This window comes from Polaribacter sp. AHE13PA, assembly GCF_019278505.1.
GTDB lineage: Bacteria > Bacteroidota > Bacteroidia > Flavobacteriales > Flavobacteriaceae > Polaribacter.
The window spans coordinates 2159797-2180111 of record NZ_CP058985.1 but is presented as its reverse complement, the minus strand read 5'-3'; the positions used below and the strand labels follow the sequence as shown (position 1 = coordinate 2180111).

The following is a 20315-nucleotide window of genomic DNA, read 5'->3' as shown; positions in this document are numbered from 1 at the left end:
AAAAGTGGTAAAATTTACATATTTTTGACTTCAATTAATATATTTTAAGAGTGATAAACCTAATCGGTACATATGAGTGTAAATCAGATGCTAAGGGGAGATTGATGTTTTCATCAGCCTTTAAAAAGCAACTGGATTCTGTGTTACAAGATGGTTTTGTGGTGAAAAGAGCTGTTTTTCAACCGTGTTTAGAGTTGTATCCAATGAAAGAGTGGAACTTGATGATGGAAAAAATCAACAAACTTAACAGGTTTAATAAAAAGAATAATGATTTTATTAGAAGATTTACAGCAGGAGTAAAGATGGTAGAATTAGATGCTAGTGGTAGAATTTTAATTCCGAAAGACTTATTTGAGTTTGCGGGTATTAAAAAACAAGTAGTAATGTCTTCTTCAGTGAATATCATTGAAATTTGGGATAAAGAGAAGTATGAAAAAGCCATTGATGATGCAGCAGATGATTTTGCTGATTTGGCTGAAGAGGTAATGGGAAATACAGAATTAGATGAATTATCATAATCCAGTTTTATTGCAAGAGAGTGTAGATGCGTTAGCTATTAAAGAAGACGGTGTTTATGTAGATGTTACGTTTGGTGGCGGAGGTCATTCAAGAGAAATTTTGAAAAGATTGGGTGCTAACGGAAGGTTGTTTGGTTTTGATCAAGATCCAGATGCTTTGGATAATGTTATTGATGATGAGCGTTTTACTTTGATTCCTGAGAATTTTAGGTTTATCTCGAGGTTTTTAAGGTTTCATGGTGTTCGGAAAGTAGATGGTGTTTTAGCAGATTTAGGTGTTTCTTCTCATCAATTTGATGAAGCGGAAAGAGGTTTTTCTACGCGTTTTGATGGTGATTTAGATATGAGGATGAATCAAAAATCTAAAACATCGGCTAAAGAAATTGTGAACACTTATTCTGAAGAGAAATTAGCGGAAATATTGTTTTTATATGGTGAGTTGAGAAATTCTAGAAATATAGCAAAAACAATTGTAGAGAAAAGGCAAGAAGAAAAAATTGATACTAGTTTTCAGTTAAGGCAAGTGTTGCAAAAGTATTTGCCAAAAGCAAAAGAACATAAGATAATTGCACAGATTTTTCAGGCGATTCGAATAGAAGTAAATGAGGAGTTAGATGTTTTAAAAGAGTTTTTAGAGCAGATGCCAAATTTATTAAAAGAAGATGGTCGTTTAAGTGTAATCTCATATCATTCTTTAGAAGATAGGTTGGTGAAAAGGTTTGTAAGAACTGGTTTGTTTAAAGGTGAATTGGAGAAAGATGTGTTTGGAAGGAGTAACGAGCCAATGCAAAAAGTTGGTAAGTTGATTGTTCCTACGGCGGAAGAAGTGAAGCTTAATAATAGGGCTCGTAGTGCTAAGTTAAGAATAGCAACTTTAAGAAAATAGGATGTCTAAAGTTAAAAAAGGGGTCTACGATTTTCTGAGAGGAAGTTTTCTTACAGATGATGCGGCTTTTAAAAATTGGCGAATCATTATTTTTGTGGTTGCATTGTTGTTAATTATGATAACAAGTGCACACAAAGCGGAGCGAAAAGTTATTCAGATATCAAAGTTGAATAAAGAGAAAAGAGAGTTAAGAGCAGTGTATGTGGATACTGGTACTATTTTAATGAGAATGAAAATGGAGTCGAGTATCAGAGAAAAAGCAAAGGTTAGAGGTTTAGAGCCTTTAAAATCCCCACCAAAGAAAATAAAAGTAACCATAAAAGATTAATAAAATTGGCAACTCAGAAAAAAAGCATACTTACCAAATTCTACATAGTAGCTGCTTTTATGACGCTATTTTTGTTGCTTGTGGTGTTTCGTATTTTTTCTATTCAATATTCAGAGGGTGATAAGTATAGAAAGTTGTCTACGGAATTAACGATTAGGCAAGATACTATTTACGCTAATAAAGGAAATGTCTATGCGGCAGATGGTAATTTGTTGGCTACTTCTATGTCTAAATTTACAATTAGAATGGATGTGGTGGCTGTGGATAGTGAAGTTTTTGAGAAAAACTTTGTAGCATTGTCTAAAGCGCTTTCTGGAATGTTTGGTAAAACGCCTTACTATTATCAGAATAAATTAAGAACTGCAAAAAAGAGAAGAAATAGGTATTTGTTAATCGCTAGAAATGTAGGGTATACAGATTACTTAAAGGTTAAGGAGTTTCCAATTTTTAAAAAAGGTGTTTATAGTGGTGGTTTTATAGCAGAGCATAAAACGGTAAGAGCGCATCCTATTGGTAAAATTGCAGAACGTACTATTGGGTATGATGATTTTAGAGGTGAAGCAGGAATAGAAGGTGCGTTTGCAGATTATATGCAGGGGCAAAATGGATTAAGGTGGAAGCAGAAAATTGCTAAAAACCAATGGAAACCTATAAATGATGTAAATGAAAAAGAGCCTGTTGATGGGCATGATATTATAACCACAATAGATGTTAATATTCAGGATATTACGCACCATGCTTTGTTAGATAAGTTAGAGTATTTTGAGGCTGAACATGGTTGTGCGGTGGTTATGGAGACTGCTACAGGTGAGATTAAAGCAATTTCTAACTTAGGAAGAACTTCTAGAGGGACTTATTTTGAGAAAAGAAATTATGCAGTTTGGGAGAGTCATGAGCCTGGTTCTACTTTTAAGTTGGCGAGTATGATGATTGCTTTAGATGATAAGGTTGTAGATACATCTACGGTTGTAGATACAGAAAAAGGTAGAATTTATGTAAATCGAAGAAAGGTAGAAGATTCTCATCACGGTGGTTATGGTAAGATTTCTGTTGGTCGAATTTTAGAGGTTTCTTCTAATGTTGGTGTGGTAAAAGTGATTCAGAAATATTATGATAAAAATCCTCAGAGATTTTATGATAAGATAGCTGAATATGGTTTTACGGAGCCAATTGGTTTTCAGATAAAAGGAGAAGGGAAGCCTTATATACCAAATCCAAAAGATAAAGAATGGAGTAAGGTTTCATTAGAATGGATGTCTTGGGGATATGGTATTTCTATAACACCAATGCAAACGTTAATGTTTTACAATGCTATTGCAAACAATGGTGTAATGGTAAAACCAAGATTTGTAAAAGAATTAAGAAAGGAAGATAAAGTTGAAAAGGTTTTTGAAACTGAGGTTTTAAATCCAAAAATAGCTTCTGATGAAACTTTAAGTAAGTTGAAAAAAGTATTGGAAAACGTAGTGGAAAAAGGTACGGGTAGAGGTATTTATTCTCCTAATTTTTCTATGGCGGGTAAAACAGGTACTGCTAAAAAATACATTCCTAGAACTAAAAACAGTAAAGGTGAATGGGAAGGCGGTTTTTATTCAAGTAAACGTTATGTAGCTTCTTTTGCTGGTTTTTTTCCTGCGGATAACCCAAAATACTCTTGTATTGTAGTTATTCATGATCCAAAGAAAAAGAAAGGATATTATGGGGCAACAGTTGCTGGGCCTGTTTTTAAGGAAATTGCACAGAAGATTTATACAACAACTCCCATAGATAATCAGTCTGTAGATGATAAAATAGAATTTGCAGCTATAGATAAACAGTATTTAGATTTTGATAAAAAATCAAATGTAGAGTATCAAGAGATTCCGGATGTTAGAGGAATGTCTGGTATGGATGCTTTGGCTTTGTTAGAGAATATCGGATTAAAAGTACAGTTTACTGGTGTTGGTAAAGTGAAGTCTCAATCACTAAAAAAAGGAGAAAAATTAATAAAAGGACGAACCATTATTTTAAAACTTTCATAAACTGAAGAATTTAAAAGACATATTATATCAGGTTGCTATTGATCAAGTATTTGGAAGTACAGATATTGAGGTAAACGCTGTTGTTTTCGATTCTAGAAAAATTGAAAAGAATGACGTTTTTATTGCCCAAAAAGGAGTCTCAGTAGATGGGCATTTATATATTGAGAAAGCAATTAGTTTAGGTGCAGTTGCAATTATTTGTGAAGATTTTCCTGCGGATAAAAAAACGGGAATTACTTATATTGAAGTTGCAGATGCTAATGTTGCTTTGGCGATAATGGCGTCTAATTTCTATGAAAATCCGTCAAAAAAGATGCCGTTAGTAGGTGTTACCGGTACAAATGGTAAAACTACGATAGCATCACTTTTGTATCAATTGTTTAAAAAAGCAGGTTATAAAGTAGGTTTGCTTTCAACAGTGAAAATTTTAGTTGATGATGTTGAGTTTAAGGCAACACATACAACTCCAGATTCTGTTACCATCAATAGTTATTTAGATAAAATGATTGATGCAGGTGTAGATTATTGTTTTATGGAGGTGAGTTCTCATGGAATTCATCAGAAAAGAACAGAGGGATTAACATTTGCTGGTGGAATTTTTACCAACCTATCTCATGATCATTTAGACTATCATAAAACATTTTCAGAATACAGAGATGTAAAGAAAGTATTTTTTGATTCGTTGCCTAAGTCAGCATTTGCGCTTACTAATATCGATGATAAAAATGGCGACTTTATGTTGCAAAATACAAAAGCTAAGAAAGTAACTTATGCTTTAAAAACATTAGCAGATTATAGAGCTAAGATTTTAGAAAAGCAATTTTCTGGAACACTCTTAAAAATAAACGAAACAGAAGTTTGGACCAAGCTTATTGGTCAGTTTAACGCATCTAACTTGTTGGCAATTTTTGCAACAGCAGAATTATTGGGATTAGAAAAGTTAGAAATTTTAACAATTATCAGTCAGTTAGAAAATGTAAGTGGTCGTTTCGAGTATGTTATTTCAAGTGATGGAGTTACGGCAATTGTAGATTATGCACATACGCCAGATGCTTTAAAAAACGTGTTAGAAACGATTAATAATATTAGAAACGGTAATGAAAAACTGATAACAGTAGTTGGTTGTGGTGGTGATAGAGATGTTACGAAAAGACCAAAAATGGCACATATTGCTTCTCAGTTAAGTAGTCAAGCGATTTTTACATCAGACAATCCTAGAACAGAAAATGCACAGACTATTTTAGATGAAATGGAAGTTGGTGTTGCAGCTGAGAACTATAAAAAAACATTGTCAATTTTAGACAGAAGACAAGCAATTAAAACTGCTTGCAAATTCTCTGAAACAGGAGATATTATTTTAATAGCAGGAAAAGGACATGAAAATTATCAAGAAATTAATGGAGTGAGAGCTCATTTTGATGATTTAGAAGAAGTAAAGAACTGTTTCAATCAATTAAAAAATAATTAAGAATGCTATATTATTTATTTGAATATTTAGAAAATATAATGGATTTCCCTGGTGCTGGATTATTTCAGTTTATCACATTTAGAGCAGCGGGAGCTTTTATTTTATCATTATTAATTTCAACCATTTATGGTAGAAGAATTATAGATTTTTTAAGAAACCAGCAAGTAGGAGAAACAGTAAGGGATTTAGGTTTAGAGGGGCAGAAACAAAAAACAGGTACGCCAACAATGGGTGGTGTTATTATCATTTTAGCAACATTAATTCCTGTTTTGTTATTGGCTAAATTAGATAATGTCTATGTGATCTTATTGATTATCACTACCGTTTGGATGGGATTAATTGGTTTTTTAGACGATTATATAAAAGTTTTCAAAAAAGATAAAGGCGGTTTAAGTGGTAAGTTTAAGGTTTTAGGTCAGGTTGGTTTAGGTATTATTGTAGGTTCTATGTTGTATTTTAATGATGGAGTTACTATAAAAGAACAATTACCAAAAGAGCAGCAAATAGTAAATAAAGATGGACGAAAAGTTGTTTTTGGAGAAGCGCATAAATCTACAAAAACTACAGTTCCATTTTTTAAAGACAACGAATTAGAGTATTCTAAAGCCTTGAGTTTTTTAGGTGATGGCTATGAGAAATATGGATGGATTGTATTCATATTTATTACAGTTTTTATTGTAACAGGAATTTCAAATGGTGCCAATTTAACAGATGGAATAGACGGTTTAGCTACTGGTTCGTCTGCTATTATTGTACTAACCTTAGCAGTATTTGCATGGGTTTCTGGGAATATCATTTTTGCAGATTACTTAGATGTAATGTACATACCAGATTCTGGTGAAATGACTGTTTTTATATTGGCGTTTGCAGGAGCATTAATTGGTTTTCTGTGGTACAATACGTTTCCTGCTCAGGTTTTTATGGGAGATACGGGAAGTTTAACAATTGGTGGAATTATAGCGGTTATTGCAATAGCTATTCGTAAAGAGTTATTGTTGCCAATTTTAGCAGGAATATTTGTGATAGAAAACCTTTCGGTAATTATGCAGGTTTCTTGGTTTAAGTATACCAAAAAGAAATTTGGCGAAGGTAGAAGAATTTTTAAGATGGCGCCTTTACATCATCATTATCAAAAATCAAACTATCACGAAAGTAAAATTGTAGTCCGTTTTTGGATTATTGGAATCTTATTAGCTGTATTTACAATTGTTACTTTAAAATTAAGATAAATGAAAAGGCTTGTAATTCTTGGTGGAGGAGAAAGTGGTGTTGGTACAGCGCTTTTAGGAAAACAAAAAGGGTACGAAGTCTTTGTTTCGGATAAAAACGGAATATCAAAAAAGTATAAAGAAGTTCTTTTAAATAACGAGATCGATTTTGAGGAAAATCAACATACAGAAAGCAAAATTTTAAATGCTGATGTAGTGATGAAAAGTCCTGGAATTCCAGATACGGTTGCTTTAATTCTGCAGTTAAAAGAAAATTCAGTTCCTGTTGTTTCAGAAATTGAATTTGCAGCGCAGTTTATAGCCGCAACTATTGTAGGAATTACAGGTTCTAATGGAAAAACAACCACAACGTTATTACTGCATCATATTTTAAAAAAAGCAGGATTTAATGTAGGTGTTGCAGGCAATATTGGTGACAGTTTTGCACAACAAGTTGCGGAAGAATCTTATGAAAACTATGTGTTAGAGTTAAGTAGTTTTCAGTTAGATGGAATAGAGAGTTTTAATAGTCATATTGCAATTTTAACAAACATTACACCAGATCATTTAGATAGGTACGAATACGATTTTAATAAATATATAGATTCAAAGTTTAGAATTACAAAGAATCAGACAGCAGCCGATTATTTCATTTATGATGCAGATGATGAAGCCATCAATAATTGGTTAAAAGAACATAAAACAAGCGCAAAATTAGTTCCGTTTTCGCTTGAAAAAGAATTAGAGTATGGAGCGTATATCAAAGACAACAATATTATTATCAATATAAATAAAGACAAAATTAACATGCCGTTATCAACTTTATCAGTAAAAGGAAAACATAATACAAAAAATGCTATGGCAGCTACTATGGCGGCTCAATTATTAAAAGCTAGAAAGCAAGTTATAATAGAGAGTTTAGAAGATTTTGAAGGAGCAGAGCATCGTTTAGAAAATGTGGCAAAAGTTAGAGGTGTAGAATATATAAATGATTCTAAGGCTACTAACGTAAACGCAACGTATTATGCGTTAGAATGTATGGACAAAAGCACTATCTGGATAGTTGGTGGTGTAGATAAGGGGAATGATTATAATGATTTGTTGCCTTTGGTAAGAGAAAAAGTAAAAGCAATTGTTTGTTTAGGTGTTGATAACGATAAAATTAAAAACACTTTTGGAAACGTAGTAGATATTATAGTAGAAACTGCAGGAGCAGAAGAAGCTGTAAAAGTATCTCACAAATTAGCAGAAAGTGGAGAAGCTGTTTTATTGTCACCAGCATGTGCTAGTTTCGATTTGTTTGAAAACTATGAAGATAGAGGTCGTCAATTTAAGAAAGCAGTAAGAAGTTTGTAAAAATTGTTTAATCGTGTAATTGTTTATGCGTTTAATTATAAAATAAAGTTTAATATTATAAAAATCTAAGTACTATTTAATGAAAACCATTTTTCAATATATAAAAGGAGATAAAACCATTTGGGCAATTGTTGCTATTTTGGCAATATTCTCATTTATGCCAGTTTATAGCGCAAGCACAAACTTGGAGTATGTTGTTGGTTCTGGTTCTTCTTTTGGGTACTTGATAAAGCATATTGTACTGTTAATAATGGGATTTGCCATTATTTATGGGGTTCATAAAGTGCCTTATAGGTTTTTCTCTGGTGGCTCAGTTATCATGCTTCCTGTAATTGTTTTTTTATTGATTTATACGCTATCTCAGGGTACAACAATAGGAGGGGCAAATGCAAGTAGATGGATTAGTATTGGAGGAATTGGTTTTCAGACTTCTACTTTGGCAGGTTTAGTGTTAATGGTTTATGTAGCAAGGTATTTGTCTAGAAATAAAGATAACACAATTGGTTTTAAAGAGAGCTTGTGGCAATTATGGTTGCCAGTTGCAGTTGTTTTAATCTTAATTTTACCGGCAAACTTTTCTACAACGGCAATTATTTTCACGATGATTTTAATTGTAACTTTTATTGGTGGATATCCAGTTAAGTACTTAGGATTTATAATAGGAGCAGGAATTGGTTTGTTGTTAATTTTTATTTTAGCTGCCAAAGCATTTCCAGATTTAATGCCAAATAGAGTTCAAACTTGGGAAAACAGAATCGCTAGTTTTTCTGATGATGAAGGGAAAGAACAGTATCAAGTAGAGAAAGCGAAAATTGCAATTGCAATGGGTGAAACTTTTGGTGTTGGTCCTGGTAAAAGTGTGCAAAAAAACTTTTTACCTCAATCTACATCAGATTTTATTTTTGCGATAATTGTAGAAGAATATGGTTTAGTTGGTGGTTTTTTAATAGTGTCTATCTATTTTATTCTTTTGTTTAGAATTTTTGTAGTCATTAGAAAAACAACCACAATTTTTGGGACTTTGTTGGTGGTGGGAGTTGGACTTCCTATTATTTTTCAAGCGTCCATAAATATGGCGGTTGCAACCAATTTATTCCCAGTAACGGGGCAAACTTTACCGCTAATTAGTAGTGGAGGTACTTCTATTTGGATGACCTGTTTTGCATTGGGAATGATTTTAAGTGTAAGTGCGTCGACAGATGAAACAGAAGAAGATATTTTAGATGATAACCCTTTAAACATACTTCATGAAACACTCGATTAATATATTAATCTCTGGAGGAGGTACAGGTGGACATATATATCCTGCAATAGCTATAGCAAATGAATTAAAGCTGCGTTATCCGAATGCAAAATTTTTGTTTGTAGGTGCAAAGGATAAAATGGAAATGGAAAAAGTTCCGCAAGCGGGATATGAAATAAAAGGATTGTGGATTTCTGGAATACAAAGAAGGTTAACTATAGACAATTTGTCTTTTCCTTTTAAGTTGATCAGTAGTTTATGGAATGCATCTAAAATTATTAGAAAATTTAAGCCAGATGTAGCAATCGGTACAGGTGGTTTTGCCAGTGGGCCAACTTTAATAATGGCAAATAGAAAAGGAATTCCTACGTTAATACAAGAACAGAATTCGTTTCCTGGAATAACCAATAAATTATTAAGTAAAAAAGCGCATAAAATTTGTGTTGCTTATGACAATTTAGAACGTTTTTTTCCAGCAGATAAAATTGTAAAAACAGGAAACCCTGTTCGTCAAGATTTATTATCTATTCATTCTAAAACGGATGAAGGAAAAGTGTTTTTTAAATTAGAAAAAGATAAGAAAACTATTTTAGTTTTAGGAGGTAGTTTAGGAGCAAGAAAAATTAATCAATTGGTAGAAGCTAATCTAGAATTCTTTAAAAAACAAGGTGTTCAGGTTATTTGGCAATGTGGTAAATTATATTTTGAAGAATATAAAAAATACAACGAAATAGAAGGTGTTCAGGTACATCAGTTTTTAAATAGAATGGATTTTGCTTATGCAGCATCTGATATTATTATTTCTAGAGCAGGAGCAAGTTCGGTTTCCGAATTGTGTATTGTAGGTAAACCAGTACTGTTTATACCTTCACCAAATGTGTCGGAAGATCATCAAACAAAAAACGCAAAGTCAATTGCAGATAAGCATGGTGCAATTTTGTTAAAGGAAAGTGAATTGGAAACATTTCCAATCGTTTTTGAAACGTTATTAAAAGATAAAGGGAAACAAAGTAATTTGTCAGAAAATATAAAGGAATTAGCACTTCCAGGAGCAACCACAGATATTGTTAATGAAGTAGAAAAATTATTAAAAAAGTGAATTTAAATACCATACATAACGTCTATTTTGTCGGAATTGGAGGCATAGGAATGAGTGCAATTGCTCGTTACTTTGCATCTAATGGGAAAAGTGTGGCTGGTTATGATAAAATTGCAACTCAAATTACTTTAGGTTTAGAAGATTTGGGTGCTGAAATTCACTTTAAAGATGCTGTAAAAAACATTCCTATTTCATTTTTAGATACCGAAAAAACGTTGGTAGTGTATACTCCTGCAATTTCTAAAAATCATGCTGAACTAAGTTACTTCTTAAAGAATGGTTTTACGGTTTTAAAAAGAGCTGAAATTTTAGGGAAAATAACAGAGACAACTTTCTGTTTAGCGGTTGCGGGGACACATGGTAAAACTACTACTTCTGCAATTTTAGGTCATATTATGAATGAAGTAAATGCAACTTCCTTTTTAGGAGGAATTGCAGAAAACTATAATTCTAACCTAATTTTAGGAGATGATAAAGTGAGTGTTGTAGAAGCAGATGAGTTTGATAGGTCTTTCTTAAAGTTGAGTCCTAATATTGCATGTATAACCTCTATGGATGCAGATCATTTAGATATTTATGGAGACTCAGAAGCTTTAAACGAATCGTTTATTGAGTTTGCAAACAAAGTAGAAAACACTTTAATTGTAGCAAAAGGTTTGCCTTTAGAGGGGTTAAGATATGCTATTAATGAGGAGGCGGATTATGTAGCATTTAACTTAAAAATAGAAAGCGGTACATATATTTTTGATGTGAAAACACCATCATCAGAAATAAAAAATATTGAATTCCATTTACCAGGTCAGCATAATGTTATGAATGCATTAGCGGCAATAGCTATGGCAGATGTTTATGGAGTTTCTTTAGAAGTAATAAAAGAACGGTTATCAAATTTTAAAGGAGTAAAGCGAAGATTTTCGTATAAAATTAAAACAAACGATTTTGTTTTGATTGATGATTATGCACATCATCCAACAGCGATAAATGCAGTAGAAAGTTCTGTTAGAGAAATGTATCCTAACGAAAAAGTATTGGTTGTTTTTCAGCCACATTTATTTTCTAGAACAAAAGATTTTATTGAAGATTTTGCTGCTGCGCTATCAAAATTCGATGAGGTTTTATTGCTAGATGTTTATCCTGCAAGAGAAGAACCAATTGCCGGAGTAGATTCTGAATGGTTATTAAATAAAGTTGTCTGTAAGAATAAAAAATTAACTAAAAAAAATAATTTAGAAAAAGATATTAAAAATTCATCAGCAAAAGTGGTTGTAATGTTAGGTGCGGGTGATATTGGTATAATGGTTGATCAGGTAAGTAATGAACTTTTAAAAGCAATAGGAAATGAGGTTTAAGAAGTTTTTTAAATACATAGCATTCCTTTTGTTAATAGGAGGTTTGGCCTTTTTATCTAGTTTTTCTAAAAAAAGAAATTCGAATAAAAAAGTATCGGAAGTTATCATAGAATTTGAGGCTGGAGATAATCAATTTTTGACACATTCTATGGTTGATAAATTGTTAATACAAAATGATACAACTGTGAAAAACCAAGCGAAATCTGTGATAAATTTATACAGTTTGGAAAAAACGGTTTCAGAAAACCCTTATGTTGAAAATGCAGCAGTATTTTTAACCATATCGGGGACCCTAAAAACGATCATAAAACAACGTTCACCTGTTGCTAGAATTATAAATAAAAAAGATTCTTATTATGTTGATAAACAAGGTGTAAAAATACCTTTGTCTCATAATTTTTCAGCAAGAGTAATGCTCGTTTCTGGCGTTAAAAAAGATGAAGAAGTTAAAGAATTATTACCATTAATATCCTTTATTTTAGAGGATGATTTTTTGCATAAAGAAGTGGTGGGAATAGAGAAATTCGACGATGGTGAGTATCAATTTTCTGTTAGAAGTGGAAATTATAAAATTGATTTTGGAAAATTATCCGAAATTGATGTGAAATTTAAGAAGTTAAAAGCGTTTTATAACAAGACATTTGAAGATAAAACGATTGAAGAGTATAAAACGATTAATTTAAAATATCACAACCAAGTTGTGTGCGCAAAATAAATCAAAATGGAGAACAATAAAATAGCAATTGGTTTAGATATTGGTACAACCAAAATCGCAGCAATGATTGGTCGCAAGAATGAATATGGCAAGATTGAAGTTATAGGAATTGGTAAAGCCAAAAGTTTAGGTGTAAAACGTGGTGTTGTAAGTAATATTACGCAAACCATACAGTCTATTCAGCAAGCAGTAGAAGAGGCAGAAAGTGTTTCTGGTTTAAAGATTCACGAAGTTGTTGTCGGAATTGCTGGGCAACATATTCGTAGTTTACACCATAGTGATTATATTACAAGAAATAATGCTGATGAGGTAATAGATGACAACGATATTGAAGATTTAATAAATCAGGTTCATAAATTAGTAATGTTACCAGGAGAAGAGATTATTCATGTATTGCCACAAGAATATAAAGTAGATTCTCAAGCAGATATTAAAGAACCAATAGGTATGTATGGTGGTCGTTTAGAAGCGAATTTCCATGTAGTTGTAGGGCAAGTATCTTCTATTAGAAATATTGGGCGTTGTGTTAAAAGTGCAGGTTTAGGTTTAAGTGAAATTACCTTAGAACCTTTAGCATCTGCAAATGCAGTATTAAGTCAGGAAGAAAAAGAAGCAGGAGTTGCATTGATTGATATTGGTGGTGGAACAACTGATTTAGCTATTTTTAAAGACGGAATTATTAGACATACAGCAGTTATCCCTTTTGGAGGAAATGTAATTACAGAAGATATTAAAGAGGGCTGTTCTATTATAGAAAAGCAAGCAGAATTATTGAAAATAAAGTTTGGTTCTGCATGGCCTGGAGAAAATAAAGAAACAGAAATAGTTTCTATACCTGGTTTAAGAGGTAGAGAACCTAAAGAAATTACTTTAAAGAATTTATCAAGAATTATACATGCAAGAGTTCAGGAAATTATTGAGCATGTGTATTTAGAGATAAAAAATTACGGACATGAAACTGCAAAAGGGAAACTAATTGGAGGTATTGTGTTAACAGGTGGTGGTGCACAATTAAAGCACTTACGCCAGTTGGTAGAGTATATAACAGGCATGGATGCAAGAATTGGATATCCTAATGAACATTTGGCAGGAGAATCTGATGAACTTTTATCTAGTCCAGCTTTTGCTACTACCGTTGGTTTATTGATGGAAGGTTTAGAAAAACAAAAACCTGTTGTAGAAGAAGAGCAAGAAGTAATTGAGGAGGAGGTTATAGAACCAGTTGTTGATGAATATAAAGAACAACCTATAGAAGAAAGACCACCTGTAGTTGAAGTAGAAAAAGAACGAAAACCTAAAAAGAAATCGTTTTTTGAAAAGTTTACAGAAAGTTTAAAAGATTTTTTGGACAACGCAGAATAAAGATTGAGATTAAGAAAAGAGAACAAAAATCAAAAAAATAATAATAAACAATATATCGGTTATTATGAGCGCAGAATTCGATAACATTTCATTTGACATGCCTAAGACACAATCTAACACAATTAAGGTAATTGGAGTTGGTGGAGGCGGTAGCAACGCAGTAAACCACATGTTTACACAACAAATTAAAGGAGTAGACTTTGTAATCTGTAATACAGATGCACAGGCTTTAGAAAACAGTCCTGTTCCTAATAAAATTCAATTAGGAGTAAGTTTAACTTCTGGTTTAGGTGCAGGTGCAAATCCAGAAGTGGGAGCACAAGCAGCTAAAGAAAGTATGCAAGAAATTCAGCAAATGCTGAATACCCAAACCAAAATGGTATTTATTACTGCTGGTATGGGGGGTGGTACTGGTACAGGAGCAGCTCCTATTATTGCAAAAATTGCAAAAGATATGGATGTGCTTACTGTTGGTATTGTTACGATGCCTTTTGCCTTTGAAGGTAGAAGACGTGCTAAACAAGCTCAGTTAGGAATTGATCAATTGCGCCAAAATGTTGATTCTCTAATTGTCATAAATAATAATAAACTTCGTGAAGTTTATGGAAACCTTGGTTTTAAAGCTGGTTTCTCTAAAGCAGATGAGGTTTTATCTACAGCTTCTCGTGGAATTGCAGAGGTAATTACGCATCACTATAAACAAAATATAGATTTACATGATGCTAAAACTGTGCTTTCTAATAGTGGAACTGCAATTATGGGTTCTGCAAAAGAAGAAGGTCAAACTAGAGCTAAAACTGCTATTATTAAAGCATTAGATTCTCCTTTATTAAACGATAATAAAATTACAGGAGCAAAGAATGTATTGTTGTTAATTGTATCTGGTACTAATGAAGTTACCTTAGATGAAATTGGTGAAATAAACGATTACATACAAGATGAAGCGGGTTATGATGCCAATATTATTATGGGTATTGGTGAAGATGAAGAGTTGGGTGATGCTATTGCTGTAACTATTGTAGCTACAGGTTTTGCTGCAGATCAACAAAGTACAATCACAAATACGGAGGTAAAAAAAATTGTTCACACCTTAGAGGATGAACAAAAAGCGACGTATGATTTTAGCGAAAAAACAATCACTAAAGCGCCTTCTTTAAACGAGCCGTTAACGAATGCTGTAGAGGAAAAAGTTGTTCATACTTTAGAAGAGGAAGTAGTAACACCAAAATCTAACTTGGTTAAAACGACCAATGAGATTGTAAATATGGCGGTTGATTATGATGAGGTAGAAGTAGAAGTTGCCGCTGAGGATGATTTTGTTATTACAGATGTAACTCCAGTTCAGGAAGTACAAGCTATAGAAGAGCCAAAAGCAGTTCAGCCTCATTTATTGTTTGATTTACCTTTAAATCCGAAAGCAGAAGTAGAAACTCCTAAAGTAAACGAGATGGAAGCTACACAAGCAGAAGAGGTTGTATTTGAGAGAAAAGTGGTAGAAAAGCGTTATGTTTTAGAAGATTTTGATGCACAGCCAACGATTGGTAAAAGTTCTGGAATTGTTGAAAAAAAAAGTGTTGAAGAAGAAGTTAATTTCGAACTAAAAACAAGAGCACCTCAAGCAGAAGTTAACCAAATAGAAACACAAAGTGAAGAGGTTTCTCCTTTAGATTTGACAATTACCGAGTTGCAAAAAAGAGCTGAAGAGAGACGTAAAACAATGAAAGGTTTTAATTATAAGTTCAATGATCAAATGAGTAAAAATATTGATGAAATTGAGCGTCAGCCAGCTTATAAAAGACTAGGAATAAACTTAGATACAAATAGTTCTATTAGTAGTACAGAAACATCAATTAAAAAGAATACAGATGAAATTAGTTTTAAATCTAATAATTCTTTTTTACATGATAATGTAGATTAAATTTTAATAAGTTCCCCCAAAAATAACATGAAGCCATATCTTTTAGATATGGCTTCATGCTATAATAAAGTTTTGTTAAACCTTTATCTTTTCATATCTTAGTGTTGGTCTATACTTTAGCGCCATTAAACCCCCAAAGAGTATTGCTTTTGTAGAAATAAAATACCTTTGTTAAAAAAACTTACAGATGAAATCAAAACTACCTAAACACTTTAAGCTAATAACCTTTTTGTGGGTTATTATCATTAATTTTTCTTTTAATGCACAAGAAGAACCATTCAATTGTGATTACAATGCGTATTTATTTCAAAGAAATGATATCTATGCTTTAGATTTAGCTTCTGGAAGTTCTTATATTGTAAAAGAAGACATTACCCCAGGATCTATTAATGCAGTAGGATACAATCCTGCGGATGGATATATTTGGGGATCATTAAGTACACCTGCAAAAACAATTGTAAGAATTGGAAAAAACTTTAATGTAGAAACTTTTTATATAGATGAGTTACCAACTTCTAGCAGGTATATTGGAGATGTTAGTTCGGAAGGGATTTACTTTTTAAAAGGTGGTGGAACTAGTTTTTTTAAAATAGATTTAAATCCTGAATCTGCTAATTACACAAAATATGTAAGTACAAATACCTTATCAAAAAATATTTCTGTGCATGATTGGGCTTTTAATGCTGTTGATGGTCATTTATATACGGTAGAAAAAAAGACAAATATATTGTATCGAATTAATGCTACTACAGGTGAGATAACTGATTTAGGAGAAGTTCCAATTTTAGCCGGATTAAATTATACCTATGGTGCTGTTTATTTTGATGCTTCAGGACGATTTTATGTATCAGCAAACCAAACAGGAACTGTATATGTTATTCAAAGTGTACAAACATTACAAGAAGGAAGCTCTTTAGACTCTAACCTTTTTGCGTACGGACCTTCAAGTAGTTCTAATGATGGAGCGAGATGTCCTACAGCTCCAGTGCCTCAAGAGGATTGTGCTAATGGATTGGATGATGATGGAGATGGGCTTGTAGATTGTGATGATCCAGCATGTTCTGGTGTAGCCGCATGTCCTGTATTAGCTCCACAAGTTTCTAGTGGTAATGATGGAGGTTTAGAAAGTAATGATCGTCTTTCCCAGCAAATTAATAAAAGAAACTATTTAAGAAAAAAGGGAAATTATAAGTTTGATAAATCAAAAGCTAAGAAAGTTATAAAAAGTAAAAATTATAAGAAATCTGCAGCTAAAAGTACAAACTTCGATTTAAAAGATTTAATTCCTTTAGATGTAATTGCTGGTACAACAACAGTAGAATCATCACCTTTAGATTTAATAGCAATTACAAATGCTACCGAACTCTACTCTGTAGATTATGTAAAAGATGGAGAAACGATTGCAGTTGTGTTGGCTACTAAAACAGAAAATGGTGTTTATGAACACACTAAATTTATTTGTGATAGATTGCTCGGTGCCGAATTATTGTCAGTTTCTACAATAGAACTTTTTCAGCAAGAAAGTGAAGAAGGAGAAGAGGAACAAGAAGGTGAAGGTGTACATTTTATTAAGTCTATCATAAAAAACAGTAATGGAACTAAAGAATTTGTTTTAAGTTTTTCTGGAAGATTGATTAATGATGCAGAAAGTTTTGAAATAGACAGTCATTGGAATATTGATAAATACGAGGCGGGAGCTACTTATTACAACTTTCAAATCTGGTCTAACAGTGTAGACGATTTATTAACCTTAGGAGAGGAGGCTTTGGCGTTGTTCGAAATTCAGAAACCTATTTTAGATTATGAAACGTCTTCTCCACCACCTGTGTTTGTAAAGAAAGGTAAATATGTTAACGGTACTTTAGAATTAGAGTTAATAAATGTTAGAAGAAGCAAAAGTGTGGTAATAGATGCCGGTTTTAAAAGAACAGAAACGTCAGATACAGAGTATTTTAATAATACAATAGATTTAACGGGTAATTACATAGAATCTTTAGTTATTGAAACAGGAAATATTTTTGATATTGGTTTTAGAATAGAAAATGAGTATAATTTAACACCAGACGATTTATTTATGTCTGATGGTGTTTGGGGAAGTGATGATTCACCTGAAGGAACTACAATTAATGAGTTTGAGATTACTCAAAATGATAATATTTATACTGGAAATGGTTATAGAGTAGAGAGAAATATAGCTTTAAGAGCTAGTACAAGCGAGTATGTTTCTGCTTTTAGATCTTTTACTCCAAGATTTACAACTGTAGACTTATCTATGTTTTCTACATTGGAATTAGATGCGAAAGGAACTGGAGATGTAGAAATTACAATTGTGAAAGAAAGCATAGGAGCTTGGGAAAACCAATTTAGAACTACCGTAAAGTTAAACGATACAGAAAGTCATTATGCAATTCCTTTTTCACATTTTGTTTCTGCTGCAGGTGGTAATATAGATTTATCTGATGCTGTAAATATTGTTTTTACAATGTCTTCGGATGGAGTAGTGGTTTTAGATAAAGAAATGAGTTTAAAAGACATAGAGTTTACATCTAATGTACTTGGAGTAGAAACAGAAGTTATTGCAGAAAATGAGGCTTTGTTAACGCCAAACCCAATGAAAGATCGTTCAGAATTAAGTTTTTATTCAGAAACGAATGCAATCACAAACTTTGAAGTTTACAACTTAACTGGTGCATTAATTAGAAAAACAAAAGAAAATACGACTATAGGAAATAACAGTGTTTCTATTTTAAGAGAAGGTTTAAAACCCGGTGTCTATTTTATAAAAATTAGAAATGATTTTAGAAATTATAAAACCCTAAAGTTGATAATAGAGTAAGTCATTTTTCTTATTCTTTAACTCTTAAGCCTCATAATTATTTTTAATTATGAGGCTTTTATTTTTAAGTGTACTCAAGGAAGTTTTAAGTTTCTTTATTGTTATTTCATTCATTTTTGTGTTCCTGTATAGGGTTGAAAAGTGATAGAGTTTATGATATTTAATGAATAAAAAAGGGTAATAATATGTTAGATATTTGTATGTAAGTGTGTTGAGTTATAGATTAAGTGTTTTTATCTAAGGTTAAAATGATTTTTATTTTTTAAAATGTTTAATTAACGAATTAAAATTGTCGTTTATCTTTAGTTAATGTTTAATGGTCTGTAAGTGTATGTGTTAGGTTTTAATCGATTGTATATTTACAGTAATAAAAGAAAAAAGTATAAGAAATATTGTTCAAATTGTCCCCCAATTTTATTCCCCCAATATTGTCCCCCTAATTCACCTAAAACCATATTTATTTGTAGATATGGTTTTTACTTTTTATGATTCTTTACAAGGTTCAATTATTAAAAAAAATAAACTTGTCTTAATTTATATAAAGTCTTTTCTATAATTAATTATACTAAATAAATTAAATCATTTTATATTTATTTGGTATTAATATAGATCAAACAAGCTTGCGTGAAGGATAGTAGCAATTGTTTGAGCTCTCACGCTTTTTAGCGTGAAGCGAGTGCGGATAGCCTGACCTTTAGGGCACGCCCAAACAAAAAAAATCCATCTAAAAAAGATGGATTTTATATTGATAAATAACTGCCTTGTCAGTCTGAACTTGTTTCAGATTCTGAAATAAATTTAGAATGACAGTTTAAGACTAGCTTAATGCTTCTTTAATTCTCTTGATTGCTTCTCTAATTTGTAATTCTGATGCTGCATAAGAAATTCTAATACAGTTTGGTGTACCAAAAGCTTCACCAGTTACAGTTGCAACATTTGCTCTCTCTAAAATGAATAAAGAGAAATCACTTGCAGTTTCAATTTTATATCCGTTGATAGTTTTACCGAAAAAAGCAGAAACATCTGGAAAAACGTAAAAAGCACCTTCAGGAACATTTACTTTAAATCCGTCTATTTCTCTTAATAATCCAATAATGATATCTCTACGAGTTTTAAACTCATCTACCATATATTGAATTTTAGAAACTGGCGCTAAAACAGCTGTAATTGCTGCTCTTTGAGCGATACAGTTTGTACCAGAAGTAATTTGCCCTTGCATTTTTGTACATGCTTTTGCAATCCATTCTGGAGCACCAATATAACCAATTCTCCAACCTGTCATAGCAAATGCTTTTGCTAAACCGTTTACGGTAATAGTTCTATCGTACATGCTTTCAATTGCAGCAAAACTAAATGGTTTTGTTTCGTAATTGATATGTTCATAGATTTCATCTGATAAGATAAAAATCTGTGGGTGTTTTTCTAAAACTGCTGCCAACGCTCTGTATTCTGCTTCACTATAAATAGTTCCACTTGGGTTGTTTGGCGAGTTAAAGAAAATCATTTTTGTTTTAGGCGTAATAGAAGCTTCTAACTGCTCTGGAGTAATTTTAAAATCATTCTCTATAGAAGAAGGAATTTCTACATACGTTGCTTCGCATAAAATTGCAATTGCAGAGTAGCTAACCCAATAAGGTGCAGGTAATAAAACTTCATCACCTGGGTTTAATAATACCTGTGCAATGTTTGCAATAGATTGTTTTGCTCCTGTAGAAACAACAACTTGACTTGGTTTGTAAACTAAGTCGTTATCGCGCTTAAACTTGGTACAAATAGCTTCTTTTAAATCTGCATATCCATCTACTGGAGAATACGAATTATAATTTTGATTGATAGCTTCAATTGCAGCGTCTTTAATAAAATCTGGTGTATTAAAATCTGGTTCTCCCAAACTTAAACCTATAATATCTTTTCCTTCTGCTCTTAGTTCTCTTGCTTTAGCAGCCATTGCTAAAGTTTGAGATACAGGTAAACTGTTAATTCTGTCCGATAATGGATTTTTCATCTT

Annotated in this window: 15 protein-coding genes; 14 read left to right on the top strand and 1 reads right to left on the bottom strand. The window is 32.2% G+C overall.

The features are described 5' to 3' along the window. Positions 1–50: 50 nt before the first annotated feature. The 14 genes from mraZ (at position 51) to H0I28_RS09515 (ending at position 18307) form a co-directional block, all read left to right on the top strand. A complete protein-coding gene (gene mraZ, locus H0I28_RS09580; RefSeq protein WP_166386584.1) occupies positions 51–518 on the top strand; it encodes a division/cell wall cluster transcriptional repressor MraZ in 468 nt (155 codons plus the stop codon). Further along, positions 505–1404, top strand: coding sequence for a 16S rRNA (cytosine(1402)-N(4))-methyltransferase RsmH (gene rsmH, locus H0I28_RS09575; protein ID WP_218758955.1), 900 nt, complete (start codon positions 505–507; stop codon positions 1402–1404). Before mraZ ends, rsmH begins: the two co-directional genes overlap by 14 nt. Before the next feature lies 1 nt (position 1405). Next, a complete protein-coding gene (locus H0I28_RS09570) occupies positions 1406–1732 on the top strand; it encodes an FtsL-like putative cell division protein (protein WP_218731246.1) in 327 nt (108 codons plus the stop codon). A gap of 59 nt (positions 1733–1791) precedes the next feature. Further along, positions 1792–3753, top strand: coding sequence for a penicillin-binding protein (locus tag H0I28_RS09565; protein WP_218755179.1), 1962 nt, complete (start codon positions 1792–1794; stop codon positions 3751–3753). Between the two features lies 1 nt (position 3754). Continuing rightward, positions 3755–5221, top strand: coding sequence for a UDP-N-acetylmuramoyl-L-alanyl-D-glutamate--2,6-diaminopimelate ligase (locus tag H0I28_RS09560; protein ID WP_218755178.1), 1467 nt, complete (start codon positions 3755–3757; stop codon positions 5219–5221). A 2-nt stretch (positions 5222–5223) separates the two neighbouring features. Continuing rightward, on the top strand, positions 5224–6450 hold the full coding sequence (gene mraY / locus H0I28_RS09555) for a phospho-N-acetylmuramoyl-pentapeptide-transferase (protein WP_218758954.1): 1227 nt from the start codon (positions 5224–5226) through the stop codon (positions 6448–6450). Next, a complete protein-coding gene (gene murD, locus H0I28_RS09550) occupies positions 6451–7785 on the top strand; it encodes a UDP-N-acetylmuramoyl-L-alanine--D-glutamate ligase (protein WP_218758953.1) in 1335 nt (444 codons plus the stop codon). It begins immediately after the preceding gene. A 79-nt stretch (positions 7786–7864) separates the two neighbouring features. Then, positions 7865–9049 carry an FtsW/RodA/SpoVE family cell cycle protein gene (locus tag H0I28_RS09545; RefSeq protein ID WP_218758952.1) on the top strand — a complete coding sequence of 395 codons (1185 nt, stop codon included), beginning with the start codon at positions 7865–7867 and terminating at the stop codon, positions 9047–9049. Continuing rightward, positions 9033–10127 carry an undecaprenyldiphospho-muramoylpentapeptide beta-N-acetylglucosaminyltransferase gene (gene murG, locus H0I28_RS09540; protein ID WP_218758951.1) on the top strand — a complete coding sequence of 365 codons (1095 nt, stop codon included), beginning with the start codon at positions 9033–9035 and terminating at the stop codon, positions 10125–10127. The genes H0I28_RS09545 and murG overlap by 17 nt, the downstream gene beginning before the upstream one ends. Further along, positions 10124–11476 carry a UDP-N-acetylmuramate--L-alanine ligase gene (gene murC / locus H0I28_RS09535; protein ID WP_218758950.1) on the top strand — a complete coding sequence of 451 codons (1353 nt, stop codon included), beginning with the start codon at positions 10124–10126 and terminating at the stop codon, positions 11474–11476. The genes murG and murC overlap by 4 nt, the downstream gene beginning before the upstream one ends. After that, positions 11466–12191, top strand: coding sequence for a cell division protein FtsQ/DivIB (locus tag H0I28_RS09530; RefSeq protein ID WP_218758949.1), 726 nt, complete (start codon positions 11466–11468; stop codon positions 12189–12191). Before murC ends, H0I28_RS09530 begins: the two co-directional genes overlap by 11 nt. 6 nt (positions 12192–12197) lie before the next feature. After that, the gene (gene ftsA / locus H0I28_RS09525) at positions 12198–13553 is read left to right on the top strand and encodes a cell division protein FtsA (protein ID WP_218731239.1); all 1356 of its coding nucleotides are present in this window, start codon (positions 12198–12200) and stop codon (positions 13551–13553) included. Positions 13554–13617: 64 nt separating this feature from the next. Then, complete coding sequence (gene ftsZ, locus H0I28_RS09520; RefSeq protein WP_218758948.1) at positions 13618–15471, top strand: cell division protein FtsZ; 1854 nt, start codon at positions 13618–13620, stop codon at positions 15469–15471. 187 nt (positions 15472–15658) lie between these two features. Beyond that, positions 15659–18307, top strand: coding sequence for a T9SS type A sorting domain-containing protein (locus H0I28_RS09515; RefSeq protein WP_218758947.1), 2649 nt, complete (start codon positions 15659–15661; stop codon positions 18305–18307). Between the two features lie 817 nt (positions 18308–19124). Here the strand turns inward: H0I28_RS09515 and H0I28_RS09510 are convergent. Further along, positions 19125–20312, bottom strand: a complete 1188-nt coding sequence (locus H0I28_RS09510) for a pyridoxal phosphate-dependent aminotransferase (RefSeq protein WP_218731236.1) — start codon at positions 20310–20312, stop codon at positions 19125–19127. Positions 20313–20315: the final 3 nt, after the last annotated feature.

Bases quoted from the DNA above. Each gene is read 5' to 3' on its own strand.
- rsmH (WP_218758955.1), top strand. From the start codon at position 505: ATGAATTATCATAATCCAGTTTTATTGCAAGAGAGTGTAGATGCGTTA.
- H0I28_RS09570 (WP_218731246.1), top strand. From the start codon at position 1,406: ATGTCTAAAGTTAAAAAAGGGGTCTACGATTTTCTGAGAGGAAGTTTT.
- H0I28_RS09565 (WP_218755179.1), top strand. From the start codon at position 1,792: ATGACGCTATTTTTGTTGCTTGTGGTGTTTCGTATTTTTTCTATTCAA.
- mraY (WP_218758954.1), top strand. From the start codon at position 5,224: ATGCTATATTATTTATTTGAATATTTAGAAAATATAATGGATTTCCCT.
- murD (WP_218758953.1), top strand. From the start codon at position 6,451: ATGAAAAGGCTTGTAATTCTTGGTGGAGGAGAAAGTGGTGTTGGTACA.
- H0I28_RS09545 (WP_218758952.1), top strand. From the start codon at position 7,865: ATGAAAACCATTTTTCAATATATAAAAGGAGATAAAACCATTTGGGCA.
- murG (WP_218758951.1), top strand. From the start codon at position 9,033: ATGAAACACTCGATTAATATATTAATCTCTGGAGGAGGTACAGGTGGA.
- H0I28_RS09530 (WP_218758949.1), top strand. From the start codon at position 11,466: ATGAGGTTTAAGAAGTTTTTTAAATACATAGCATTCCTTTTGTTAATA.
- ftsA (WP_218731239.1), top strand. From the start codon at position 12,198: ATGGAGAACAATAAAATAGCAATTGGTTTAGATATTGGTACAACCAAA.
- ftsZ (WP_218758948.1), top strand. From the start codon at position 13,618: ATGAGCGCAGAATTCGATAACATTTCATTTGACATGCCTAAGACACAA.
- H0I28_RS09515 (WP_218758947.1), top strand. From the start codon at position 15,659: ATGAAATCAAAACTACCTAAACACTTTAAGCTAATAACCTTTTTGTGG.
- H0I28_RS09510 (WP_218731236.1), bottom strand. From the start codon at position 20,312: ATGAAAAATCCATTATCGGACAGAATTAACAGTTTACCTGTATCTCAA.